The organism is Kitasatospora sp. NPDC040550 (assembly GCF_055594965.1).
Genome location: NZ_JBVIWC010000036.1, coordinates 1 through 22,079 on the forward strand (window position 1 = coordinate 1; position 22,079 = coordinate 22,079).

At 75.5% G+C, this 22,079-nt stretch carries 15 protein-coding genes; 5 read left to right on the forward strand and 10 right to left on the reverse strand.

All coding sequences use genetic code 11. The annotated features are described in order from the left end of the window. Positions 1-156: 156 nt before the first annotated feature. Positions 157-369 (reverse strand): cold-shock protein, encoded by a 213-nt coding sequence (locus ACZ58X_RS35795; RefSeq protein ID WP_402484408.1) that lies wholly within the window; start codon positions 367-369, stop codon positions 157-159. A gap of 261 nt (positions 370-630) precedes the next feature. Between ACZ58X_RS35795 and ACZ58X_RS35800 the strand changes: the two genes are divergently transcribed. From ACZ58X_RS35800 to ACZ58X_RS35815, 4 genes are all read left to right on the forward strand, one after another. Beyond that, a complete protein-coding gene (locus ACZ58X_RS35800; protein ID WP_470337752.1) occupies positions 631-1,212 on the forward strand; it encodes a TetR/AcrR family transcriptional regulator in 582 nt (193 codons plus the stop codon). 58 nt (positions 1,213-1,270) lie between these two features. Then, positions 1,271-2,278, forward strand: coding sequence for an RNA ligase family protein (locus tag ACZ58X_RS35805; RefSeq protein ID WP_470337753.1), 1,008 nt, complete (start codon positions 1,271-1,273; stop codon positions 2,276-2,278). Between the two features lie 434 nt (positions 2,279-2,712). Further along, positions 2,713-3,657, forward strand: coding sequence for an AurF N-oxygenase family protein (locus ACZ58X_RS35810; protein ID WP_470337754.1), 945 nt, complete (start codon positions 2,713-2,715; stop codon positions 3,655-3,657). Between the two features lie 35 nt (positions 3,658-3,692). After that, the gene (locus ACZ58X_RS35815; RefSeq protein ID WP_470337755.1) at positions 3,693-5,354 is read left to right on the forward strand and encodes a 4Fe-4S binding protein; all 1,662 of its coding nucleotides are present in this window, start codon (positions 3,693-3,695) and stop codon (positions 5,352-5,354) included. Positions 5,355-5,566: 212 nt separating this feature from the next. Here ACZ58X_RS35815 and ACZ58X_RS35820 read toward each other — a convergent pair whose 3' ends face one another. The 3 genes from ACZ58X_RS35820 to ACZ58X_RS35830 all read right to left on the reverse strand — a co-directional run bounded on the left by ACZ58X_RS35820 (position 5,567) and on the right by ACZ58X_RS35830 (position 8,712). Further along, on the reverse strand, positions 5,567-6,529 hold the full coding sequence (locus tag ACZ58X_RS35820) for a Rieske 2Fe-2S domain-containing protein (RefSeq protein ID WP_470337756.1): 963 nt from the start codon (positions 6,527-6,529) through the stop codon (positions 5,567-5,569). A 145-nt stretch (positions 6,530-6,674) separates the two neighbouring features. Continuing rightward, complete coding sequence (locus tag ACZ58X_RS35825; RefSeq protein WP_470337757.1) at positions 6,675-7,529, reverse strand: methyltransferase domain-containing protein; 855 nt, start codon at positions 7,527-7,529, stop codon at positions 6,675-6,677. Positions 7,530-7,623: 94 nt separating this feature from the next. Next, positions 7,624-8,712, reverse strand: coding sequence for an alpha/beta fold hydrolase (locus tag ACZ58X_RS35830; RefSeq protein ID WP_470337758.1), 1,089 nt, complete (start codon positions 8,710-8,712; stop codon positions 7,624-7,626). A 144-nt stretch (positions 8,713-8,856) separates the two neighbouring features. Here ACZ58X_RS35830 and ACZ58X_RS35835 point away from each other — a divergent pair, with 144 nt between their 5' ends. Further along, entirely contained in the window at positions 8,857-9,498 is a 642-nt protein-coding gene (locus ACZ58X_RS35835; RefSeq protein WP_470337759.1) for a TetR/AcrR family transcriptional regulator, read from the forward strand. A gap of 64 nt (positions 9,499-9,562) precedes the next feature. Here ACZ58X_RS35835 and ACZ58X_RS35840 read toward each other — a convergent pair whose 3' ends face one another. The 6 genes from ACZ58X_RS35840 to ACZ58X_RS35865 form a co-directional block, all read right to left on the reverse strand. Next, a complete protein-coding gene (locus tag ACZ58X_RS35840; RefSeq protein WP_470337760.1) occupies positions 9,563-12,127 on the reverse strand; it encodes an FtsX-like permease family protein in 2,565 nt (854 codons plus the stop codon). Further along, positions 12,121-12,939 (reverse strand): ABC transporter ATP-binding protein, encoded by an 819-nt coding sequence (locus ACZ58X_RS35845; RefSeq protein ID WP_470337761.1) that lies wholly within the window; start codon positions 12,937-12,939, stop codon positions 12,121-12,123. The genes ACZ58X_RS35840 and ACZ58X_RS35845 overlap by 7 nt, the downstream gene beginning before the upstream one ends. Before the next feature lie 128 nt (positions 12,940-13,067). Then, positions 13,068-17,789, reverse strand: coding sequence for a DNA repair ATPase (locus ACZ58X_RS35850; RefSeq protein ID WP_470337762.1), 4,722 nt, complete (start codon positions 17,787-17,789; stop codon positions 13,068-13,070). A gap of 25 nt (positions 17,790-17,814) precedes the next feature. Further along, entirely contained in the window at positions 17,815-19,836 is a 2,022-nt protein-coding gene (locus ACZ58X_RS35855) for a flotillin family protein (protein ID WP_470337763.1), read from the reverse strand. A gap of 64 nt (positions 19,837-19,900) precedes the next feature. Continuing rightward, a complete protein-coding gene (locus tag ACZ58X_RS35860; RefSeq protein WP_470337764.1) occupies positions 19,901-20,668 on the reverse strand; it encodes a hypothetical protein in 768 nt (255 codons plus the stop codon). Between the two features lie 240 nt (positions 20,669-20,908). After that, positions 20,909-22,024, reverse strand: coding sequence for a PucR family transcriptional regulator (locus tag ACZ58X_RS35865; RefSeq protein ID WP_470337765.1), 1,116 nt, complete (start codon positions 22,022-22,024; stop codon positions 20,909-20,911). Positions 22,025-22,079: the final 55 nt, after the last annotated feature.

Sequence of the window (22,079 nt, forward strand, 5' to 3'; positions counted from 1 at the left end):
CCCCCCCCCCCCCCCCCCCCCCCCCCCCCCCCCCCCCCCCCCCCCCCCCCCCCCCCCCCCCCCCCCCCCCCCCCCCCCCCCCCCCCCCCCCCACCACCCCCCCCCCCCCCCCCCCCCCCCCCCCCCCCCCCCCCCGCGGGTGGATCCGGGGGGTCGCTACTCCTCGACCCGGACCTTGTCGGCCTGCATGCCCTTCTGGCCCTGGACGGCCTCGAAGGAGACCTTCTGGCCCTCCACCAGGGACTTGAAGCCGGTCGACTCGATCGCCCGGAAATGCACGAACAGGTCGGGGCCGGACTCCGGGCTGATGAACCCGTAGCCCTTCTCGTCGTTGAACCACTTCACGGTGCCGTTCTGGCGGTCGGCCATGCCTACTCCTCGGGTTCGGGGGTGCCGTCGCGTGATCCTCTCACGGAGGGCGTGCGAGTCGACACGAAGAGTAGCGAGTCTGCCCGTGTGTGCCTGATGCGCGCCCGGCGCGGGCCTGGTGCGGGGCCTGGTGCGGGCTGCTGTGGTGGGAGGTCGCCGCTGCGTCGGCGGCGGCAGAAGCGATACGCTCGCATCGGAATGCCTCGGGGCGGAACCCGGAGGCGGGCGGAGTCGGAAGCGGAGTCGGAAGGTGCGTGGCGGATGCCCAAGCAGGTCGACCACGAGGCGCGGCGCCGACGGATCGCCGACGCCGTCTGCGCGCTGATCGACGCCCAGGGCCTGGAGGGCGTGACCCTGCGGGACGTCGCGACCCGCGCCGAGGTCTCCATGGGTGCCGTCCAGCGCTGCTTCCGCAGCAAGGAGGAGATGCTCCGGTTCGCCCTCGGCCACATCGGCGCACGCGTCACCGAACGGGCCCTTGGCCGACTCGTCGCCGGCCCCGCCCAGTCCGCCGCCAGTACGGTCGGCCACGTCGTCGGCGAAGTCGCGCTGCTGCGCGAGGAACACCGCGCCGAAGCCCGGATCTGGCTCGCCTTCCTCGCCGCGGCCGCCGTCAACCCCGCCCTCGCCGCCGACCTGCGGACCGGTTACACCGACCTGGAGGGGCTGCTCGCCCGGCTCGTCGCCGAGGCCGCCCCCACCCTCGACCCCCGGCGCGAAGCCCGTACGCTGCTCGCCCTCGCCGACGGGCTCACCGGACACGTCCTCATCGGCCACCGGACCACGGCCGAGGCCGAGGAACTGCTGCACGCCCACCTCGCCGGGCTGTGGCGCGAGCGTTAGGCGCCCCCGGCGGGTATCTCCGTTGCGGGGGTGGGGCTTTGCGGCGAGGATCCTGTTCGTGCCCGACGCCCGGTCCGACCTGACGCCCTATCCGAAGATCCCCGCGAAGGGGAGCCCCGACGCGCCCGGCAGCCGGGAGTGGACGGCGGCGGAGAAGGTCCACGGCGCGCACTTCGCCGTGGTCTGCGAGGGCGACACCGTACGGGCCGCCAAGCGGCGCGACCTGCTCGGCGACGAGGACCTCGACGCCTTCTTCGGCGTCAGCCGGATCTGGCCCCGACTGCGCGTCGCGGCGGGCCGGTTCGCGGCGGCGGTGCGGGCCGGCCGGGGCGGCGACGCCGTCGTCACCGTGTACGGGGAACTGGCCGGCGGCCGCTACCCCCACCCCGGGGTGCCCGCCGCCCCCGGCGTCGACCCCGTGCAGACGGGCGTCTGGTACGACCCCGGACTGCGCTGGCTGCCCTTCGACGCCACGGTGGAGACCGCCGACGGCCGCTGCTGGCTCGCCGACCGCGAACTCCGCTCCGCCGCCGACACCGCCGGGCTCAGCTGCGCCCCCCTGCTCGCCCGTGGCCCGCTGCGCACCCTCCAGGACCTGCCCGCCGCCTTCCCCAGCCGGGTGCCGGCCCTGTTCGGACTGCCCGAACTCGCCGACAACCTCGCCGAGGGCTACGTCCTCAAACCCGCCGGCGAATGGCGCGAGTCGGGGGCGGCGGCCCGGCCGGTGCTCAAGGTCAAGCAGAAGGCCTTCGCCGAGGACGGGCGCTACGACGGCGCCCGCCCCTACCTCCCCCCGCCCGAGGGTGCCGCCGGCGTCCCCGCCTGGCTGCTGGTCCAGGCCTCCGCCCTGCTCACCCCCACCCGCGCGGCCGCCGCCGTCAGCAAGCTCGGTCCGCGCACGGCCCCGGACACGGTCGCGGCCGAGATCGCCCAGGACGTCACCGACGAACTCGCCGACGCCCTCGGCGGCCTGGAGCCCGCCACCACGTCAGCGCTGCACGACGCCCTCCGGCCCGCCGCCCGCGCCCTGGTCCGCTTCGACGCCCAGGACCGGCGCCGGCCTTGAACGTACGTCCGTGCGGTGCGCGGGTGTAGACGTACGTCCGTTTCGGACACGTCATGGGACGTACGTCCGTCCAGGGCGCCCGGCTGGGACGGACGTACGTGTCGGACGCCTGGGTAAGACGGACGTCCGTCCCGGACACCTGGGTAAGACGGACGTCCGTCCCGGACACCTGGGTAAGACGGACGTACGTGTCGGACGTCCATGCCGGGCTCCCTGGGCGGGCGTCCAGGTCGGACGTCCATGCCGGACGGCCGTCTCGGACGCCCGTGTGGAACGGACGTCCGTGTGGCCCGCCCGCCCGGGGGGCGCACACCCTCCGCTGCGCGCCGGTTCGGCGCTGCGCAGGGGGTTCTCGGGGACCGGCTCTTATTGTACTGTCCGTCTAATAAGGCGGGTGAGCGGGAACCCGCAGGGGCAGGCACCAGGAGGCAGCCATGGCTCTCACCCGGCAGACGGCGGCGGACCGGAACGACGGCCACGGGGCAGCGGAACACGGCCACACGGCGGCCGACGACGACGTGTCGAAGCGGCTGCTGGAGTCGGCCGCCACCCTCTCCTACGACCCGATGACCGAGATCGACTGGGAGGCACCCCTCCCCGAGGAGCACTACGGCCTCAACCCCGAGTGGAGCACCCTCTACGGCACCCGGCTGTGGGACGAGATGACCGAGCGGCAGCGGGTCGCGCTCACCCGGCACGAGGTCTGCTCGATCATGAACACCGGCATCTGGTTCGAGATGATCCTCCAGCAGATGGTGCTCCGCGACCAGTACCTCAAGAACCCCGCCAACGCCGAGTTCCAGTTCGCGCTCACCGAGATCGCCGACGAGTGCCGCCACTCCATCATGTTCGCCCGCGCCTGCCAGAAGATGGGCGTCCCCGCCTACCGGCCCAACAAGGTGATCGCCCAGGCCGGGCGCGCCTTCAAGGCGCTCGCCAAGGGCGAACTCGCCTACGGCGGCATCCTGGTGGCCGAGGAGGTGCTGGACGTCATGCAGCGCGACTGGATGCGCGGCGAGAACGTCCTGGAGATCGTCCGCGGCACCTCCCGGATCCACGTGGTCGAGGAGTCGCGGCACATGAAGTTCGCCCGGCAGGAGATCCGCGAACGGGTCCGCCACGCGGGCCCGGCCCGGCGCCGCACCTCGGCCACCGGCATCGCGATCGGCGCGTACGTCATCGTCAGCAGCATGGTCCACCCGGGCGTCTACAAGGCCGTCGGGCTGGACGTGGCCCGGGCCCTCGACGAGGTGAAGGGCAACGAGCACCGCAAGGCGATGATGCGCAACAGCTCCCGGCACCTGATGGCCTTCCTCGCCGAGACCGGGCTGATCACCAGCCGGTCGGCGGCGATCTACCGCCGCGTGCACATGCTCTGACGATCCGTCACCCACAGCGAGGACCCACCCCGGCCATGGCCTACGCGATCACCCGGACCTGCTGCAACGACGCCTCGTGCGTGTCCGTCTGCCCGGTCAACTGCATCCACCCGACCCCGGAGGAACCGGAGTTCGGCACCACCGACATGCTGTACATCGACCCGCGGGCGTGCATCGACTGCGGTGCCTGCGCGGACGCCTGCCCGGTCGACGCGGTGTACCCGGTCGACCGGCTGCGCGGGCCGGACGTCGTCTTCGGCGACCTCAACCGCGACTGGTACCGCGACCACCCCAACGACCACGCCTGGGGTGCGCCCAGCTTCCCGCGCAGCCTGCCGGGCGAACTCGGCACCCTGCGGATCGCCGTGGTCGGCACCGGGCCCTCCGCCGGGTACACCGCCCAGGAACTGCTGCGCTGCACCAGCGCCGAACTCACCATGATCGACCGGCTGCCGGTCACCGGCGGCCTGCTGCGGCACGGCGTCGCCCCCGACCACCAGTCCACCAAGCGGATCGCGGAGAGCTTCGCGAGCGTCTTCCACGACCCGCGGCTGCGGATGCACCTGAACCTGGAGGTCGGCACCGACGTCACCCACGAGGAACTCGCCGCGCACCACCACGCGGTGGTGTACGCGGTCGGCGCGGCCGCCGACCGGCGGCTCGGCGTGCCCGGCGAGGACCTGCCCGGCAGCCTGCCCGCGACCGCCTTCGTCGGCTGGTACAACGCCGACCCGACGGTGCCCGCCGACGCGGTCGAGCTGTCCGCCGAGCGGGTCGTGGTGGTCGGCAACGGCAACGTCGCGGTGGACATCGCCCGCATCCTGCTCACCGACCCCGACCGGCTCGCCGTCACCGACATCGCCGACCACGCCCTGGCCGCGCTGCGCCGCAGCCGGGTCCGGGAGGTCGTGCTGCTGGCCCGGCGCGGGCCCGGGCAGGCGGCCTGGACCGCACCGGAGTTCCTGGCGCTGCGCCGGCTGCCCGGGGTCGAGCTGGTGGTCGAGGACCACCCGCAGGTGCGGGCGGCGATCGAGTCGGCCGCGCCGGACTCGCGGGCCGCGCTGCTGGCCGGTCTGCCGCTGGTGAGCACCGAGGAGGGTGCCGAGCCGGGGCCGGGCCGGCGGATCGTGCTGCGCTTCCTGTCGACCCCGGTGGAGCTGACCGGGGCGGACGGCCGGGTCGGCGGGCTGACGGTCGAGCGGACGCGGCTGACCGAGGACGGCGAGCCCGACGGGACGACGGGGGAGCGCGAGGCCCTGCGGGCCGGGCTGGTGGTGCGCTCCATCGGGCACCGCGGCGTGCCGCTGCCGGGGCTGCCCTTCGACGAGCGGACCGGGACGGTCGCCCGGCGGGGTGGCCGGGTCGTCGATCCGGCCACCGGGCGGGCGCTGCCGGGCGCGTACGTGGTCGGCTGGGCCAAGCGCGGGCCGTCCGGCGGGATCGGGGCCAACCGGGCCTGCGCGCGGGAGACGGTGGACGCGCTGCTGGACGACGCGGTGGCCCGGGTGCTGCCGGAACCCCCGGCGGGGCGGGCGGAGTTCGAACGCCTGGTGCGGCAGCGCCGTCCGGACGCCGTCGGGTTGAAGGAGCTGCGCGCGGTGGACCGGGCGGAGCGCGAGCGCGGTGCGGCGCAGGGGCGGCCCCGGGTGAAGCTGGCGACGGTGGCGGAGCTGCTGGCGGCGGGGCGGCGGCGGTAGGGCTCCCCGGAGGGGCCGTTCACCGGAGGCGGCCCGCGCGGGGTGGATGCGCGGGCCGCCCGGTTGACGTGGGCGTGACCCGGTGCGCGTGGGGCGCGTTGGGTGGATGTGAGTAGTTCTGAGGTGACATCGACCGGTTGGCCCTGGTCGGCCGAAGAAACGATCCTGCACGGTGCGGGGCGCCCTCCGGAACCCGACCCGGAGGCGCCCATCTACGCCGAGCTGGCCCGGTTGTGGCAGTCCGAAGGGCGGTCGGTGCCCGGGCTGCCCGACCCGCTCCGGGAGTCGCCGGCCGGCACCACGGCCCCGCCGCCGGCGGAGCCCTCCGGGTAGAACTGCCGCGCCCAGCGCCGGAACAGCCCGATCGAGCGCTCCCCGGGCACCAGTCGCGGCTGCGCAAGGTACCGCTTGTGGGCCAGCACCGGCCGGTCCTGCTTGATGATCCGCACCGAGGCCTGGAGCGCCAGCCAGGACGCCGCCCGGTCCACGGCCCGCGCCGCCCCGACCCCCGGCACCGGCACGGTGGCGGTCACCGCGAAGCGCACCAGGGTGCGCCAGGGCGCGAGCGGCGTCGGCAGCACCCACACCAGCAACGAGCTGCCCAGCTCCGGCAGTTCGGCCGTCAGTCGCATCATGCCCAGCCCCGCCAGCGTCACCGGCTGGTCCAGGCTCACCGCGCCCAGGCCCGGGAACCGGGTGGTGGTGCGCTGGTGGACGGTGAACAGCGGGCCGGCCGGCTCCGGCGGTGCGGTCTCGCGGGTGTCCAGACCGTGCAGCACCGAGACGTGCCGGAAGTCCACGCTGTTCTCCATCACCTCCTGCGGATGGGAGAGCACCTCCCCGCTCCACCAGGCCAGCGGCCGTACCCCGACCGCCGGCGGCAGCTCCCAGGTGGGCACGGCGCCCTGCGGGCCACCCTCCGACCCGTCATCAGGCCCGCCACCAGGCCCGCCGCCCGCCCCGCCCCGCCAGACGAACAGCGCGCCGTCCCGCTCGACCAGCCGGCGCCGCGCCAGCTCGCCGCGGAACCGGGTGCCGTCCGGAGAGCCCGAGCAGGAGCCGTCCGGGGCGAAGGCGAAGCCGTGGAACGGGCAGACCAGCTCCTCGCCCCGCACCCGCCCGCCCGCGCCGAAGTGCGCGCCCAGGTGCGGACAGTGCGGCCCGATCGCGCGCACCGCCCCCGGGCCGTCCGGTACAGCACCACGTCCTCGCCCATCAGCCGGGCCGTGCGCACCCGGCCGGGCGGCAGATCACGCGCGCGGCCCACGCAGAACCAGCCGCTCGGGTACGGCAGCGGGGCGGAGTGCTCGGCCATGGCGGTCACCTCGGTGGCTTGACGGCGGTGTGAACGTACCAGGCGATGTGCTCGCGCAGCGCGTACATCTCCACGGTGGAACGGAGGTTGAGCCAGCGTGCCGGGTTGCCGAGGCGGCGCAGCAGCTCCCAGGGCAGCCGGAAGTACGCGTGCACCGCCTCGGTGGTCGGCAGGTAGTAGGGCGTCGCGTCCAGGGACTCCTCCACCTCGAAGCCGGCCCCGGCGAGCAGCTGCGGCAGGTTGCCCGCGTGGTAGAGCAGGGCCCCGGTCATCGCCATCGCGTCCAGGTACGGTTCGAGCAAGGCCCTCGCGGGTTGCGGGAGTCGGTCCACCGGGCCGGTGCTCATCGGGCCGAGCAGCACCAGCCGCCCGCCCGGGCGCAGCACCCGGTGGAACTCGGCCAGCGCGCGGGCCGGGTGGTAGGAGTGGACGAGCGTCTCCATCGAGTAGGCGCCGTCGAAGTGCCCGTCGGGGAAGGGCAGTTCGTGGTAGTCGCCCCAGCGGAAGTCGGTCCGGTCGGCCAGGGCGGCGCGGACGCTCAGCCGGCGGGCCTCGGCAAGGTGGAAGTCCAGCACGTCGACCCCGGTGACCAGCAGACCGAAGCGGGTCGCCATCGCCCGGGCCACCACCCCGGCCCCGCAGCCCGCGTCCAGCACCCGCGATCCGGCGGGCAGTGCCAGCTTGCGTCCGAGCACGTCCTGGAGTTGGCGCTGGGCCCGCCACAGCCGCCACTTGGACTGGCCGGGCTCCGTCCACCCCCAGTGCCGGGCGTTGCGCGCCACCCGGGTGTAGAACCACCGGCTCCCGGCGCGTCCGTACACCCGGCGCAGCGCGGTGAGATCGAGTTCCTGGGCGACCATGCCGTCACGCTAGCCGCGGGCCCGCCGCCCCTCCCGGCGGCGCCACGGACGGTTGCGCCGCCGGGAGGGTTCGTACGCTCGTCGGACGGGGTGATCAGCTGACCAGGGTGGCGCGCAGCCAGGGCACGATCAGCCCCATCGCCTCGCCGAAGCGCGAGATCGCGCAGTGGCCGGTGTCCGGGACGAGCTCGACCCGGGTGTCCCGGCGCCCGGTGAACACCAGGGTGTCGTGCTGGGGGACGTGCACGTCGTCCGCGCCGTTGACCACCAGCATCGGCCCGTTGGCGTCCCGGTCCAGCAGCGGGCGCAGGTCGAAGGCGGCGAACGCGTCCTCGCGGGCCGCCGGGCCCGGCATCGCGTCGAAGCCCAGGGCGTTGCCGACGATGCCGTCCATGCCGAAGGCGAAGCCGCGGCCGCGAGCGAAGGACCGCTCCACCGGTCCGCCGAGCACCACCGCCGCGTCCACGGCGCCGGTCAGGCCGGTGCGGGCCGCGTAGTAGCCGCCCATCGAGATGCCGAAGTGGCCGACCCGGCCGCCGCCGTTGCTGCTGCCGCTGCCGCTGCCGCTGCCGCCGGCGAGCGTGCGGGCGAAGGCGATCAGGCCCTCGATCACCTCGGCCCCGCCGTCCGGAGTCATCGGCAGGTGGGCGGTCTCGCCGGTGCCCGCCAGGTCGAACAGCAGCAGCCGCACCGGCAGGGCGAGCGCCAGCTGCTCCCACATGCCGTGCAGGTCGGCCTTCCAGGAGTCCACCCCGCCGCTGGCCAGCAGCACCGGCGCGTCGGCGGGCAGGCCGGGGGCGGCCATCAGGTGGACGGGCAGGGAGGTCATGCCGCCGCGGTACGGGACGGTGACGGTGCGGCGCTCGAACTCCACCGGGAAGCCGGGGGCCGCGAGCACGTACTGCTCGATCTGGCGGGCGAGCGCGGTGCGCTTGGGGGCGTCGGCCAGCGAGGGGAACTTGGCCCAGCCGTACGCCTGGGCGGCCTCCCGGTGCCGTCCGGCCGCGGCGTGCCGGGCGGCCAGGGCGGACCACTCGTGCACCCAGCCGCCGGGCCGGTCGGGCCACATCTCGGTGACGGCGGCGCGCACCGCGTCCACCTCGGCGGCGGGCAGGCCGAGGGTCATCTGGGGGTGGCGCTCGACGAACAGGTCCTGCGGGTCCAGGGGCCAGGTGAAGGACATGGTGGTGCCTCCCGTGCTGCTGGTTTCTCGAGGTCCCGGCCCTTAAGGCCGGAACTCTTGCGTTAGCGACTATGCGCCTGGCCGACCGTAAACGCAAGTACTCCTGCGTTAAGCTGCATCCGAACCGGACGAGGGGACCGACGGATGACCGAGCAGGAGCAGGAGCAGGAGCAGGAGCAGGAACCGGGGCCGGGGTCGGGGTCGGAGCCGATCCGCCGCCGCCCCGGAGGGCGGGCCGCCCGGGTGCGCCAGGCCGTCCTGGCCGCGGCCATGGAGGCCCTCGCCGAAGGCGGCCTCGCCCGGCTCAGCATCGCCGACGTGGCCGCCCGCGCCGGGGTCAACGAGACCACCGTGTACCGGCGTTGGGGCAGCCGGGAGAAGCTGGCACTGGATGCCATGCTGACCGGCAGCGACGAGGGCATCCCCGTCCCCGACACCGGAGCCGTCCGCACCGACCTGGCCGCCTTCGCCCGCGCCCTGGCCGACTACACCGCCACCCCGCTCGGCCGCGCCGTGGTCCGCGCGGCCGCGCACAGCTCCGACGACCCGGCCCTCGCCGAGTCCTGGCAGGCCTTCTGGCAGACCCGCCTCGACCGGGCCGGCGTCATCGTGCACCGGGCCGTCGAGCGCGGTGAACTCCCGGCCGGCACCGACGCCCGCCTCGCCCTGGAACTGCTCTGCGCCCCGATCCAGACCCGCGCCGTGCTCGGCCACCGCCCGGTCGACCCCGACCTGCCGCAACGGCTCGCCGACGTCCTGCTGGACGGGCTGCGCGCAGGGGCCTGACGGGGAGAGGCGGAAGGGCCGGTGACCCCCAGGGGTCACCGGCCCCGTCCGGGCCCGTGAGGCCTCAGGCCGTGGCCGCCGCGCCGCGCAGGATGCCGCTGCCGTCGCGGCCGCGCAGGGCCAGGGCGGCCGGGAGGACCGCCGCCGGGAGTGCGACGGCCGCGCAGCAGGCCGCCAGCACGCCCATCACCGTCCACGGCACCAGCACGGGCGTCGGGCCGACCAGCGCGGTCAGCGCCGTCCAGGAGCCGCCGACGCTGATCGCCGTGCCGAGCCCGCCCAGCAGGGCACCGGCCGCCACGCAGAGCAGGGTCTCGACCGCCACCGTGCGCAGCACCTGGCCCCGGGTGGCGCCGGCCAGCCGCAGCAGAGACAGCTCCCGCCGGCGGTCGCTGGTGGTCATCACCAGCGAGTTGGCCAGGGTGATCACCGCGTAGCCGATGGCCAGGCCGAGGATCATCAGCAGGGCGTTCCAGGAGTCCCGCGCGGTGCTGTCGGTGGCGGCCGACCAGACCTGCTCCGGCGTGGCGAGCCGGGCGCCCAGCCCGTCCACGGCCGTCCGCAGGGCGGCGGTGGTCTGCGCGCGGTCGGTGCCGGGCAGCAGCCGCAGGTCGATCCGCTCGGCCAGGGCCGGGCCGCCGACCCCGCCGGTGACGGCGTCGGGGCCGGCCACCCAGGCCTGGACGGCTTCGGCGCCGGTGCCCAGCAGGGCGGCGACCCGCAGCTCCCGCGGGGTGCCGTCGGCGAGTCGGACGGCGATCCGCTCGCCGACGGCGGGCGAGCCCGGCCAGGTGCGGCTGAGCGCGACCGAGCCCGGGCCGAGGTCGGTGAGCGAGCCGGCGACGACCGGCAGCCGGTCGACGGCGGCCAGCGCGGCCGGGTCCGCCGTCGCGGCCCGGAAGGGCACCAGGGCCTGGCCGCCGTCGACCGGGGCCAGCACGGAGGTCGGGGTGATCACCGCCGCCTGCACCCCGGGGACGGCCCGGACCCGGTCCGCCACGGTCCGGCTCAGCCCGGGGGTGCCGGCCGGTACGACCACCAGGTCGGCGGCGGACAGCTGGGTGCGGGTCTCGGTGACCTGGGCGCGGTTGATGGTGTCGATGCTGCCGACCAGGCACCCGGCGAAGGCGACGATCAGCACCACCGGGGTGGTGGTCGCGGCGGTGCGCCGGAAGGCGGTCAGGGAGCTCTGCCGGGCGGTCGCCCAGACGATGCCGCCGCCGTCCTCGGCGGACCGGCCGCGCAGCCGGGCCACCAGCGCGGGCAGCGCCGTCAGCAGCCGGATCGCCGGCCCGGCCAGCACGGCCGCCAGCAGCACGCAGCCGGCCACGATCGGCAGCAGCAGGGCGAGCGAGTCGGCGACGCTCGCGGCCGCGTCCGGCCAGCTGCGGGCGGTCAGGGCGAGGGCGGCGACCCCGCCGCCGAGCACCAGCAGGCCGCTCGCCCAGCGGAACGCCAGGACGGCGCGCGAGGTCCGCTCGGCGTCCGCCTCCGCGAGCGCCTCGCCGGGGCTGATCAGGCCGGCCTTCACCGAGGAGAACAGCACGCCGGTGATCGCGGTCAGCAGCCCGATCGCGCCCGCGACGAGCACCCCCCACCAGGTGACCGGGACGGTGAACCCGTCCGGCACCAGGTCGCGGTCGACCAGCCAGCGGCCGGCCGGCGCCGCCCCGGCCGCGCCCAGCGCGCACCCGGCGGCGGAGGCCAGCACGCCGACCACCAGCGCCTCCCGGTTCACCAGGGCGCGCAGCTGGCGACGGGTGGCGCCGATCAGCCGCAGCAGGGCGAGTTCGCGGCGGCGCTGGGCGATCGACAGCGCGAAGGTGCCGCCCACCACGAACACCGCGGTGCCGCCGGAGACCGCGGCGGACAGGCCGAGCGGGGTCTGCACGCCGTCCAGCCGGGCGGCCACCTCGGCGTGGTGCGGGTCGGCCTGGCTGCGCTCGGCGCCGGTGAGCACCCGGGCCACGCCGGGCCCGCCGTTGGCCGCCACGGCCCGCCGTACGGCGTCGGCGGGGCCGAAGGCGGCCAGCGCGCCGACGGCGGGGCTGAACCGGGCGGCCCGGGCGTCGGTGAAGAAGACGGCGTGCTCGAAGGCCTCGGCCTCGGTGACGCCGGAGACCGTCGCGGTGTGCGGGCCGTCGGCGGTGACGAACCGGACCGACCGGCCGATCTGCTCCGGTCGGCCGCCACCGATCACGACCTGGTCGTCGGTGGCGGGCGCGGTGCCCGCGGTCAGCCGGTAGCCGCCCAGGGCGGCGCTCGACCAGGCGCGGCCGACCTGACCGCGCGGGCCGTCCGCGAGCTGGGCGTAGAAGGTGTGGTCCTCGACCGTACGGCCGGTCGCGGCCACGGCGGCGAGCAGTTCGGCGGGCAGGCCCGGCTGGGCGGGGACCTGGGTCGGCTGGACGTCGCCGCCGCTCGCGGGCGTGAAGTCCACGTTCTGGTCGGCGATCACCAGCACCGGGGCCTCGGAGAAGCGCTGGCGCCCCTGGTCCGGGACGCCCACGGTGGCGGAGATGACCAGGATCGAGGTGGCCAGCAGGGCGACGCCGCAGGCCAGTGCGACGAAGCTGCCGACGAAGGAGGCCCAGCGGAGCCGGACGGAGGCGAGGGCGAGGCTCAGCATGCGAGGGCCTCCCCGGCGACGGGCCGCTCGGCGACGGGCCGCCCGGCGGCGGTCTGCCCGGCGGCAGCGCCCACCGCACCGGTCTCCAGCGCGGTCATCCGCGCGGCGACCTGCTCGGCGGTCGGCCGCTCCAGCGAGCCGGCCAGCCGGCCGTCCCGGAGGAAGAGCACCCGGTCCGCGTACGAGGCGGCGACCGGGTCGTGGGTGACCATCACCACCGCGCGGCCGGGGTCGTCGGCCATCCCGCGCAGCAGGGTGAGCACCTCGCGGCCGCTGCGGGTGTCCAGGGCGCCGGTCGGTTCGTCGGCGAGCAGCACCGCCGGGCGGGTGATCAGCGCCCGGGCGATGGCGACCCGCTGCTGCTGGCCGCCGGAGAGCTCGCCCGGCCGGTGCCCGGCCCGGTCGGCGAGGCCGACGGCGGCCAGCGCTGCGGCCACCTCGGCCGCGGCGGGCCGGCGGCCGGACAGCTTGGCCGGGAGCGCCACGTTCTGCGCCGCGGTCAGCGCGGGCAGCAGGTTGAAGGACTGGAAGACGAAGCCGATCCGCTCCCGACGCAGGATCGTCAGCTCCTTGTCCCGCAGCCCGCCGAGGACGGCACCGTCCACCCGCACCTCGCCCCGGTCGACGGCCTCCAGCCCGGCGGCGGCGCGCAGCAGCGTCGACTTGCCGGACCCGGACGGCCCCATGACGGCGGTGAAGGTGCCGAAGGGGAACCCGACGGTCACGTCGTCGAGCCCGACGACGGGTTCGGGCCCGCGCCGGTAGGTCCGGCGGACGGAGCGGAGTTCGACGGCGAGGTCGGTGGCGTTCATGATCCCCATCCCACCGCCCGGGGTGGGGGCGGCTCAATGGCCGGGGCTTCACTTCCGGGGGTGTAGCCAGCTACACCCCCCTCGGCCATACCCCGGAAGTGCACCCCTTTCCGGCGCCCCGTCGTGCATCACATCCCCTCGCACCACCGGTGCTTCAACCGCTCCCAGCGCTGCGCCTGCTCCGTGGTCAGGGTGCCGCGCAGTTCGGCGAGTTTCAGGAGCTGGGCCTCCGCGTCGGCGCCCAGCGGCTGGGCCTCGGCGCGGTAGTGGTCGGTGAGCAGGGCGTCGAGTTCGGGGCGGGTGAGGGCCGGATCGAGGCGCTGGGCGAGCTTGGCCATGTTGCGGTAGGAGCCCTGGAGCATGAACGGCGGCTCGGTGCGGGCGCGGTCGTCCTGGGCGGCGGAGTCGAGGTAGGCGCGGTTGACGGCCAGGACGGTGCCGCGCAGGTGGAGCAGCCCGGCCAGGACGGCGGTCATCCGCTCGACCTCGGCGGCCGGCCAGGTGCCGGTCAGGATGCCCCCCGGGGTGCCGCCGGCGCGGGCGAGCAGGGTGTCCAGGTCGGCCCGTTCGGCGGTGGCGAGCGGGGCCAGGTGGGGGCTGGCGGGCAGGGAGTTCTCCACGAAGCTGAGCGCGAAGAGGTCCTCCCGCCCGGCCACGGCGTCGCCGAGGTTCCAGACGTCGGCCCGGTTGGCGAGCATGTCGGGGAGCCGGAAGAGCCGGCCGGACTCGGTGTACGGGTTGGCGGCCATCACCACGGCGAAGCGCTTGCCGCGCAGGTCCCACTCGCGGGCCCCGTCGTCCGCGACGCCGTCGATCCGGCGCTGGGCGTCGCACAGCGGGATGAAGCGTTGCAGGAACTCGGGCGAGGTGTGCTGGACGTCGTCCAGGTGGAGCAGCACGTTGTCGCCGGCGTGCAGCGCGAAGTTGAGCTTCTCCAGCTCGCGCCGGGCGGCGGCGTCGGGGGCCTCGGCCGGGTCCAGCGAGGTGACCCGGTGGCCGAGGGCCGGGCCGCTGACCGAGACCAGCAGCAGGCCGAGCCGCTCGGCGAGGTACTCGACCAGGGTGGTCTTGCCGTAGCCGGGCGGGGAGACCAGCAGCAGCAGGCCGCTGCGGTCCACCGGCCCGCCGGGGCCGGCGGTGCCGAGCTGTTTGGCGAGGTTGTCGCCGATCAGCGGCAGGTACACCTGGTCGATCAGCCGGTTGCGGACGAAGCCGTTGAGCGGCGCGGGCCGGTACTGGTCGAGTCGCAGCCGGGCGTGTTCGGCGGTCAGCAGCTCACCGCGCAGCCGCTGGTAGGTGCGGTGTCCGGGGGCGTCGACCGCCTCGAACTCGCGGACCCGGGCGAGCAGTTCGTCCAGGCGGAGGTCCAGCGCGCCGCCGCGCAGGCGGGGGTGGTCGCCGAGCAGTCCGGTCAGCCGGGTGCCGATGGCGCCCTCGGCGGGGCGGCGCGGCAGCGTCGGGCAGAGCAGTACGGCGGCGGCCTCGGCGAGGTCGCCCGGTTCGGCGTCGGCGGCGGCCGACTCCAGCCAGGCGATGGCCAGTTGGTGCCGTACGGGCAGCAGGGACGGGTCCTCGGGCAGGGCGGTCAGGGCCTCGGTCAGTCCGGTGGACTCGGGGGTGGCGTGGAACTTCTCCAGAAGGGCGCGGGCCCCGGCCGACTGGGCGAAGGACGGTGCGGCGGAGGCGAGTTCGGCCACCAGGTAGTCCCCGGCGCCGGTCGCTCCCGGACTGGATCCGGCCGGGGTGAACTCCGCCACGGCCCCGGACAGTTCGGCCGCCAGCGCGGCCAGCGCCGGCACCGCGCCGCCGTACGCCTGCCGGGCGAGGTCCAGCGAGCGGGCCCGGGTGCGCCAGACCAGCCGCTGCCGTTCGTCCGTGCCGTGCGCCCAGTACAGCTGGGCGGCCGCCCGGGCCGCCGCCGGGTGCCGCAACAGGCCTGCCTCGGAACGGAGTTCGAGCAGGGCGCGGAGCACCAGCGCGGCGTCGTGGTCGTGCACCCCGCGTTGGTAGCCCTCGTCCGGGCGCCGTTCGGCGGCCCGCCGGACGTACTCCAGCAGGTCGCCGTCGGGTTCCCCCGGCTCGGCGGCCAGCAGCAGGCTCGCGGCCAGGTACTCGGCGCGGTAGAGCGCGGGCGTCTCGGAGGGCAGCGGCCGGTCCCAGTACCGCTCGGTGGCGGCGAAGGCCGGGTCGGTGACCGGGGCGCGGTAGTCGGTGCCGGTGAGGGTGAAGGCGGGGCGGCCGCGCCAGGGCAGCAGGGTGAGTTCGGGGCGCTGGGTGGTGACCGCGAACAGGTGGCGGCCCAGCCGCAGGGTGCCGGGGCCGTCCCCGGCGAGCTCGGCGCGATCGCGCAGCGCCCGGTGGGCGCGGCCGCGCGCGGCGCGCAGCCGTCCGGTCAGTTCCTCGGCCCGGACCCGGTCGCCGAGGTGGGTCAACTGCCCGGCGAGGTCGCGGAGTTTGACGGCCGTCGGGTCGGCTGCCAGGGCGGCGTCGATCTCGGCGGCGGAGCCCAGGGCGGCCAGCCGCCGGTGCAGGGTGTCGAGGATCCGCTCGGCGGAGGCGGCCAGCCGGTCGGCCCGGCCGGCCCGTTCCGCCAGCAGGTGCTGGCGGCGGGCGGTGAGGGCGTCGTGGACCTCGGTGCGGCGTTCGGCGAGCTGTTCGCCGAGCGCCGGGTCGGCGTCGGCGAATCGGGTCTCCAGCTGCTCGATCCGCAGCAGCAGCCGCCCGAGCCGGTCGTCGCAGGCCTCGGGCGTGTCGGCGGCGGCCAGCGCCGCGGTGACGGCCTGGGCGAGCAGCGCGGTCTCGGCGGCGAACTCGGCGGCGGCCTCGTGGGTGCGCAGTTCGCGGCGCCGGACGGTCAGCGTGCTGCGGGCCCGGTTGAGCAGTCCGAGGACGTCGGCGAGCCGGTCCAGGATGGCGGTGCGGGTGGTGGCGTCGGCGAGGTCGAGGGTGCCGACCAGCTCCGAGACGGTCTGCAACGCCTCGCTCTGCGCGGTGAGTTCGAGGCCCAGCGGCTCCGCCTCGGCGGCGGTCGCCAGCACGGCGCAGCGCTCGGCCAGCTCACCGGCCCGGCGCCGGCGCGGCTCGAAGGCGGTGGGTTCGGCGAGTTGGACGACGGCCCGGTCGGCGGCCTCGGCCAGCCCCTCGGCGAGGTGCTCGGCGAGCGCGTCGATCCGCTCCGGCCGGGCGCGCGGCAGGTCCCGCAGGGCCTCCACCCGGCCCTGGGCGCGGCGCAGCGCGGCCAGCCGGTCGACCCATTCGGCGGCGTCGGCGAGGGTCTCGCCGCGCGCGGTGCGCAGCAGGCCCTCCACGTGCTCGGCGGTCTCCTCGGTACGGGCGGCGGCGTGCGCGGTGAGCTGGGCGACCGCCTCGTACTCGGCGATCACCTGCCGGGCGGTGTCGCGGATCTCGGCGAGCGGTGCGGCGAGGTCGCCGAGGCCGCTCTGGCCGAGCCAGTGGTGCCGGTCGGCGGTGCGGGTGCAGGCGGCGAGCACGGCGTGGTGCCCGACCGGGGTGTCGGCGCCGGCCGCGGCCAGCCGGGCGAGGGCGAGGCAGTCGGCCAGGCCGCGGACCAGGTCGGCGTTGCCGATCCGGGCCAGCGGGCCGGTGCCGGGCGGCTGTTCGGCGGCGTGCCGCTCGCTGGTGAAGGGGCTCTGCCAGAGCTGGACGGGGTGCAGCCGGGTGGGGCCGTCCTCGGCCGGGCGCAGTGCGACGAGGGTGCCGTCGTCGAGCAGCGCGTAGCCCTGGCAGGCGAGCGGGGCGGCGGCCTCCTGGCGGACGGAGTTGTACGGCTGGAGCAGCGCCCGGCCGTCGGTGGCGGAGCGGAACTCGTACAGCACGTCCTCGCCGTTGGGGGAGAGGACGGTGCGTTCGTACGCGAGGCCGTCGACCGGCTGGTCGAAGGTGCGTACGGTGCCGTCGGCGAGGTGGCAGCCGCCGGGGAAGGCCACGCCCTGGTCGGCGGGCAGCCGCAGGCAGGCCTGGCCGAGGGCGTCGATCCGGGTGACCCGGCCGGTGGGCAGGTGGACCACCAGGTGCCGGACGGTCTCCTCCTGGTACGGGCGCACCCGCACCAGCAGCAGGGTGGCGAGCCGGGCGTGGGCGACCTGGGCGTCGGCGAGGGTCTGCAGGGCCTCGGCGAGCGGCTCGCGGTGCAGTTCGCGGCCGTCGGGGGTGGTGAGGGTGAGCCGGCCGCCGTCCACGCCGAGGTGGAGTTCGCCGGCGAGGTCGGCGCGCGGTGCGGTGCCGGGGGCGGCGGGCAGCTGGTCGTCGCGGGTGAGCGGGGTCCAGTCGAGCTGCTGGCCGTCGGCGGGGGCGTGGTCGCGTTCGCCGCGGCCGTCCTGGTAGGTGGCGCCGTCGTCGTCGAGGCGCCAGCGCAGCACCCGGACGTCGGCGGCGGCCGGGCCGGTGCGGAAGACGGCGAGCAGCCGTCCGCCGACCGGGCGCAGCCGTTCCAGCCGGGCGTCGCGGAAGTAGCGGCGCAGGTCGGTGAGGTCCTGGCGCAGCCGCGGGTCGTCCAGCAGGGCGCCGCCGGTGGGGGAGAGGTCGTCGGGCCGGTGGAGGCCGAGGAGGTCGCTGACCTCCTCGGCGCCGTCCGCGACCTCGGCCGGGCGGGTGCCGAGCAGCAGCAGCCCGCCGACGGCGGTGAGGTCCTGCGGCAGGCAGGTGCGGGCGGTGGTGAGCCGCCCGGTGCCGGTGAGCCGCAGTTCCCCGCCGCCGAACTCGGCGACCCGGCGGGTGTTCAACGCCTCCGCGCGGTCGGCGAGTTCGGCGGCGGCGCGGGCGAGCCGGCCACGCAGGACCTCATAGCTGCCGGCGTCGGGCCGGGCGTCGTCGAGGGCTTCCACGGTCATGTTCCTCAGCTGCTCGGCGGGGTGGCTACTTGCTGCCGTTCACGGCGGCGCCGGTGAGCGCCCCGATCGGGGTCTCCGCGATGCCCAGCTTCCGCGCCGAGTCGAGCAGTTGGCGCAGCTGCCCGGACTGTTCGCCGCCGCCGCCGATCAGCTTGAGCAGCAGCGCGGAGACCGTCAGGTTCTGCACGTCCGCGGTGGACACCGAGGACAGCACCCGGGTGAGGTCCTTGGTGAAGTCGGCGCTGCCGTCCAGCCACGGCCCGGCCAGCGCCTGGGCGGTCTGCGAGTGGCCGACGAAGGCGTCCACGCTCTTGCCGGCCGTCACCGACTGCACCAGCCGGTCGAAGAAGACCGAGTCCCCGCCGACGATGTCGATCTTGGCCTTCTCCAGCCCGGCGGCGACCAGCGCGGCCTGCGCCTCGGCGATCTGCCGCTGGGTCTCCAGCCCGGCCAGGCGGACGTCCTTCTCGGCGGCCAGCCGCAGCCGGTACTCCTCGTGTCCGCGCGAGGCCTCGTCCAGCTTGGCCATCGCCGCGGCCTTCTCGGTCAGGCCCTCGGCCTCCGCCTTGAGCTTGGCGCCGACCTCCAGCGCGGTCGCCTTGGCCTTCTCGGTCTGCACGGCGGCCTCGGCGCGGCCGACCTTCTCCACCGCCGCGGCCTCCTGCTCCCGCACCTGCACCCGGGCCAGGCCCTCGGCGGCGGCCTCCGCCCGGACGCCCTCGGCCAGCTTGACCTTGGCGGCCGCGTCCAGCTCGGCGGCCTGCTGCCGGGCCTCGGCCAGCACCAGCGACTCGCGGGCCTTGTGCGAGGCGGCCTGCTCGGCGGCCTCGGCGGCCTTGATGTCCTTGACCAGCTTCTCCTGGGCCTCCGCCTCGGCCTGGATCACCACGGCCTTGCGCACCCGCTCGGCCTCCTCGACGGCCCGCAGGGTCTTGACGGCCTCCTCCTGCTCGGCGACGGTGCGCTCGACCGCGACCCGCTCGCGGACCACGTCGGCGACCTCCCGGCGGCGGGACTCGACCTCCTTCTGCTTGGCCATCACGGCGAGTTCGGTCTCCCGCTCGCGGCCGACGACCTCCAGCAGGCGGTCCTTCTCGATCCGCTCGTTCTCCACCGCGATGACCCGCTCGCGGTTCTTCTGCGCCACCGCGACCTCGCGGGCCTGGTTCTCCCGCTGCACCCCGAGCACCTCCTCGGTGCGCAGGAAGGCGGTCTGGGCGTTGAGCCGCTCCTCCTCCTGCACCCGGGCGATCACCGCGTCCTCCTTGGCCCGCAGGGTCTCGATCTCGCGGCGCTGGCGGATCTCGGCGTCGGCCTGGCGGCGCTCCAGCTCCAGGACGGTCTCCCGGGCGTCCACGTTCTGCCGGGTGATCTCCTTCTCCTCGTGGCGCTGGTACTCGTTGGTGCGCACGTGCTCGATCGCGGTCAGCTCGGTGATCTTGCGGATGCCCTGGGCGTCCAGGATGTTGTCGCCGTCCAGCTGGCTCATCGGGGTCTGTTCGAGGTGGTCGATGGCCGCGTCCTCGAGGGTGTAGCCGTTGAGGTCGGTGCCGATGACCGCGATGATCTGGTCCCGGAACTCGTGCCGGTGGGTGTACAGGTCGGTGAAGTCCAGCTGCTTGCCGACGGTCTTGAGCGCCTCGGCGAACTTCGCCGCGAAGAAGTCCTGGATCGCCTGCGGGTCACTGGCCCGGGCGGTGCCGATCGACTGCGCCACCTTGACGACGTCCTCGACGGTCTTGTTCACCCGGACGAAGAAGGAGATCCGGATGTCCGCCCGGATGTTGTCCCGGCAGATCAGACCGTCCCGGCCGGCCCGGTGGATCTCCACCGTCTTCGCCGTGATGTCCATCAACTCGGCCTTGTGCAGGACCGGCAGGACGATCGCCCCGGTGAAGGTGACGTCCACGCTCTTGGTGCGGGAGACGATCAGGGCCTTGCCCTGCTCGACCTTCTGGAACAGGCGCCCCACGAAGAGCAGCGCGGCGAGCAGGATGAGCAGCACGACGGCGATGAGTACGCCGAAACCCACGGCGATGGTGTCCATCACGGAGTCCTTTGACGGGATGGTGGTGCGAAGTGGTTGGTGAGGAAACAGAACTGACGAAGCGTCAGAGGCCCGGCGGGGACGGGTCGAACGGCGCGACCAGGAAGTGCTCGCCGTCCGCGTCGTAGTCGTAGATCAGTGCGGTGCGCCCGGCGGTGAGTTCCGGGTCCGCCTGCGGTGTGCGGACCTGCACGGTGGCGGTGGAGCCGTCCCCGGCGGTCACCTCGGCCTGCCCGAAGTCGGCCGTCACCCGGCCGGTGCGGATCACGCAGACCCGGCCGACGAAGTCGCCCCGGGTGACCGGCCGGTCCTCGGGGAACAGCCGCCGCAGCGGCCGGACGAGCACCCGGGTGCCCGCCCAGGAGGCGACCAGCGCGACGACGAACACGCCGCCGCGCGCCGGTGCCCCCGAGGTGAGGACGGTGCCGGCCAGGCTGACGAACCAGGCGAGCGCGACCAGCAGCGACACCGCCACCGTCGCGGGCACCCCGCCCAGCCCCAGCGCGTCCAGCACGCCCCCGTGGTGGCCTGAGCCCGGCGCCCCGTCGGCGGTCCCCCCGCCGGTACCGTGCCCGCCGGACGCCCCGTGGGCCACGTTCCCCCCGACACCGTGCCCCCCGGCACCGTGTCCGACGTGACCCACCGGGCCCACATGTCCGGCGTGCCCGGCACCCAGGTGGTGCCCGACGCCGTGCCCCCCGTGCACGGCGTCGAACCCCAGGCCGCCGATCAGCATCAGCAGCCAGTACCCGACGACCACCACCAGCGCGAAGCTGAACAGCGCCGTCGGAAAGGCCAGCGCGGCCGCGAAGAAGTCCCCCGTCCCGGCCATGCCCCCCGCCTTTCCCACGGCACCGAGCATCGGCGCCGCAGAGATCATGGCAGCGGGCGGGGCGTCCGCACATTGCCAGGATCCGGCAATCTTTACGGCCTTTTGACACCCTGGTACGCGCGCTGCCCGTGACACTGTGACAGCCGGGCAACAGAACGGCCCTGAGCAGGTCACCCGGGGTTTCGGCGGGCCGGGAGGCGCGCTGTGGAAGGCCGGGCACAGGCCCTCCGCAGGGGCGTCCTACAGCGGCTGTTCCGGCCAGTTCAGCAGCCGCGCCCCCATCGCCGCCGTCTCCAGGGTGAAGCGCTGCAGGGCGTCCGAGGGGTCGTAGCCGGTGAGCGCCTTGATCCGCTCCAGGCGGTAGCCGAGGGTGCGCACGCTCAGCCCCAGCCGGCGCGCCGCCTCCGCGTTCACGTACGCCGCCTCCGCCTGCACCGCGATGGTGTCCAGCAGTGGACGGGCCCCGCCGCGCGCCTCGGTCAGCGGGCCGAGCACGCTGCGCACCAGGTCGGCCATCGCCGCCCGGTCGCGCATCAGCACCGGGAACACCAGCAGCTCCTCGGCCCTCAACTGGCAGGCCGGCAGGCCCAGTCGCTGCGCGTAGTCCAGCGCGTCCAGCGCCTCGTCGTAGCTGCGCAGCACCCCGCTCGCCCCCGAGTGCCGGCGGCCGGTCGCCACCCGCAGCACCGGCCGGTAGCCGGGCCCGGGGCGCAGCGTCAGCTCGGCGAAGGCCTCCAGCACGGCCCGCTCGGAGTCCGGGGCGATGCACACCAGCCGGCCGTCCTTGCCGGCGAGCAGGACGTCCCGCTCGCCGAACCGCCCGGCCAGTTCCCGTTCCACCCGGTGCAGCATCGGGTGCACGTCCACGAACGGCTCGTCGCCCACCGCCACCGCCACCGTGTACGCGCCCGCCAGCCGCAGCCCGAACCGCTCCGCGCGCTCGGCGAGCAGCCCCAGGTCGCTGTGCCCGTGCAGCAGGTCGTCGATGAACTCCCGCCGGGCCGCCTCCTCCTGGCGGACCGCCAGCCGCTGGGAGCGCTCGTGGCCCTCACCCAGCGCGGCCAGCGCGGCGTCGGTGGCGGCCAGTACCGCGTCACCGATCCGGCGCAGCTCGCCGACACTGCTCGCGGCGGTCGTCCCCGGCAGCGTCTGCCAGGCCCGCCGGGCCGCCGCCAGGCAGTGCGAGACCACCTCGCGCAGCCCGTAACCGGCCTCGGCGCACTGCTCACCGAGGCGGCGCAGTGCCTCCAGCTCGTCCCGGCGCAGCAGGCGCCCGGTGCGGGAGGTGTCGGCGAGCAGGGCGAGGTACGCCTCGGCCAGCTCGTTCGGTATGTCGCACTCGTCCGTCTCGTTCACCGTTACTGCCAACCCCCGTGCGGCCTGCGATTTCGGCGCTGAACGCTATCAGGAC

Bases quoted from the DNA above. Each gene is read 5' to 3' on its own strand.
- ACZ58X_RS35850 (WP_470337762.1), bottom strand. From the start codon at position 17,789: ATGACCGTGGAAGCCCTCGACGACGCCCGGCCCGACGCCGGCAGCTAT.
- ACZ58X_RS35815 (WP_470337755.1), top strand. From the start codon at position 3,693: ATGGCCTACGCGATCACCCGGACCTGCTGCAACGACGCCTCGTGCGTG.
- ACZ58X_RS35800 (WP_470337752.1), top strand. From the start codon at position 631: ATGCCCAAGCAGGTCGACCACGAGGCGCGGCGCCGACGGATCGCCGAC.
- ACZ58X_RS35855 (WP_470337763.1), bottom strand. From the start codon at position 19,836: ATGGACACCATCGCCGTGGGTTTCGGCGTACTCATCGCCGTCGTGCTG.
- ACZ58X_RS35835 (WP_470337759.1), top strand. From the start codon at position 8,857: ATGACCGAGCAGGAGCAGGAGCAGGAGCAGGAGCAGGAACCGGGGCCG.
- ACZ58X_RS35830 (WP_470337758.1), bottom strand. From the start codon at position 8,712: ATGTCCTTCACCTGGCCCCTGGACCCGCAGGACCTGTTCGTCGAGCGC.
- ACZ58X_RS35845 (WP_470337761.1), bottom strand. From the start codon at position 12,939: ATGAACGCCACCGACCTCGCCGTCGAACTCCGCTCCGTCCGCCGGACC.
- ACZ58X_RS35795 (WP_402484408.1), bottom strand. From the start codon at position 369: ATGGCCGACCGCCAGAACGGCACCGTGAAGTGGTTCAACGACGAGAAG.
- ACZ58X_RS35860 (WP_470337764.1), bottom strand. From the start codon at position 20,668: ATGGCCGGGACGGGGGACTTCTTCGCGGCCGCGCTGGCCTTTCCGACG.
- ACZ58X_RS35840 (WP_470337760.1), bottom strand. From the start codon at position 12,127: ATGCTGAGCCTCGCCCTCGCCTCCGTCCGGCTCCGCTGGGCCTCCTTC.
- ACZ58X_RS35825 (WP_470337757.1), bottom strand. From the start codon at position 7,529: ATGGTCGCCCAGGAACTCGATCTCACCGCGCTGCGCCGGGTGTACGGA.
- ACZ58X_RS35810 (WP_470337754.1), top strand. From the start codon at position 2,713: ATGGCTCTCACCCGGCAGACGGCGGCGGACCGGAACGACGGCCACGGG.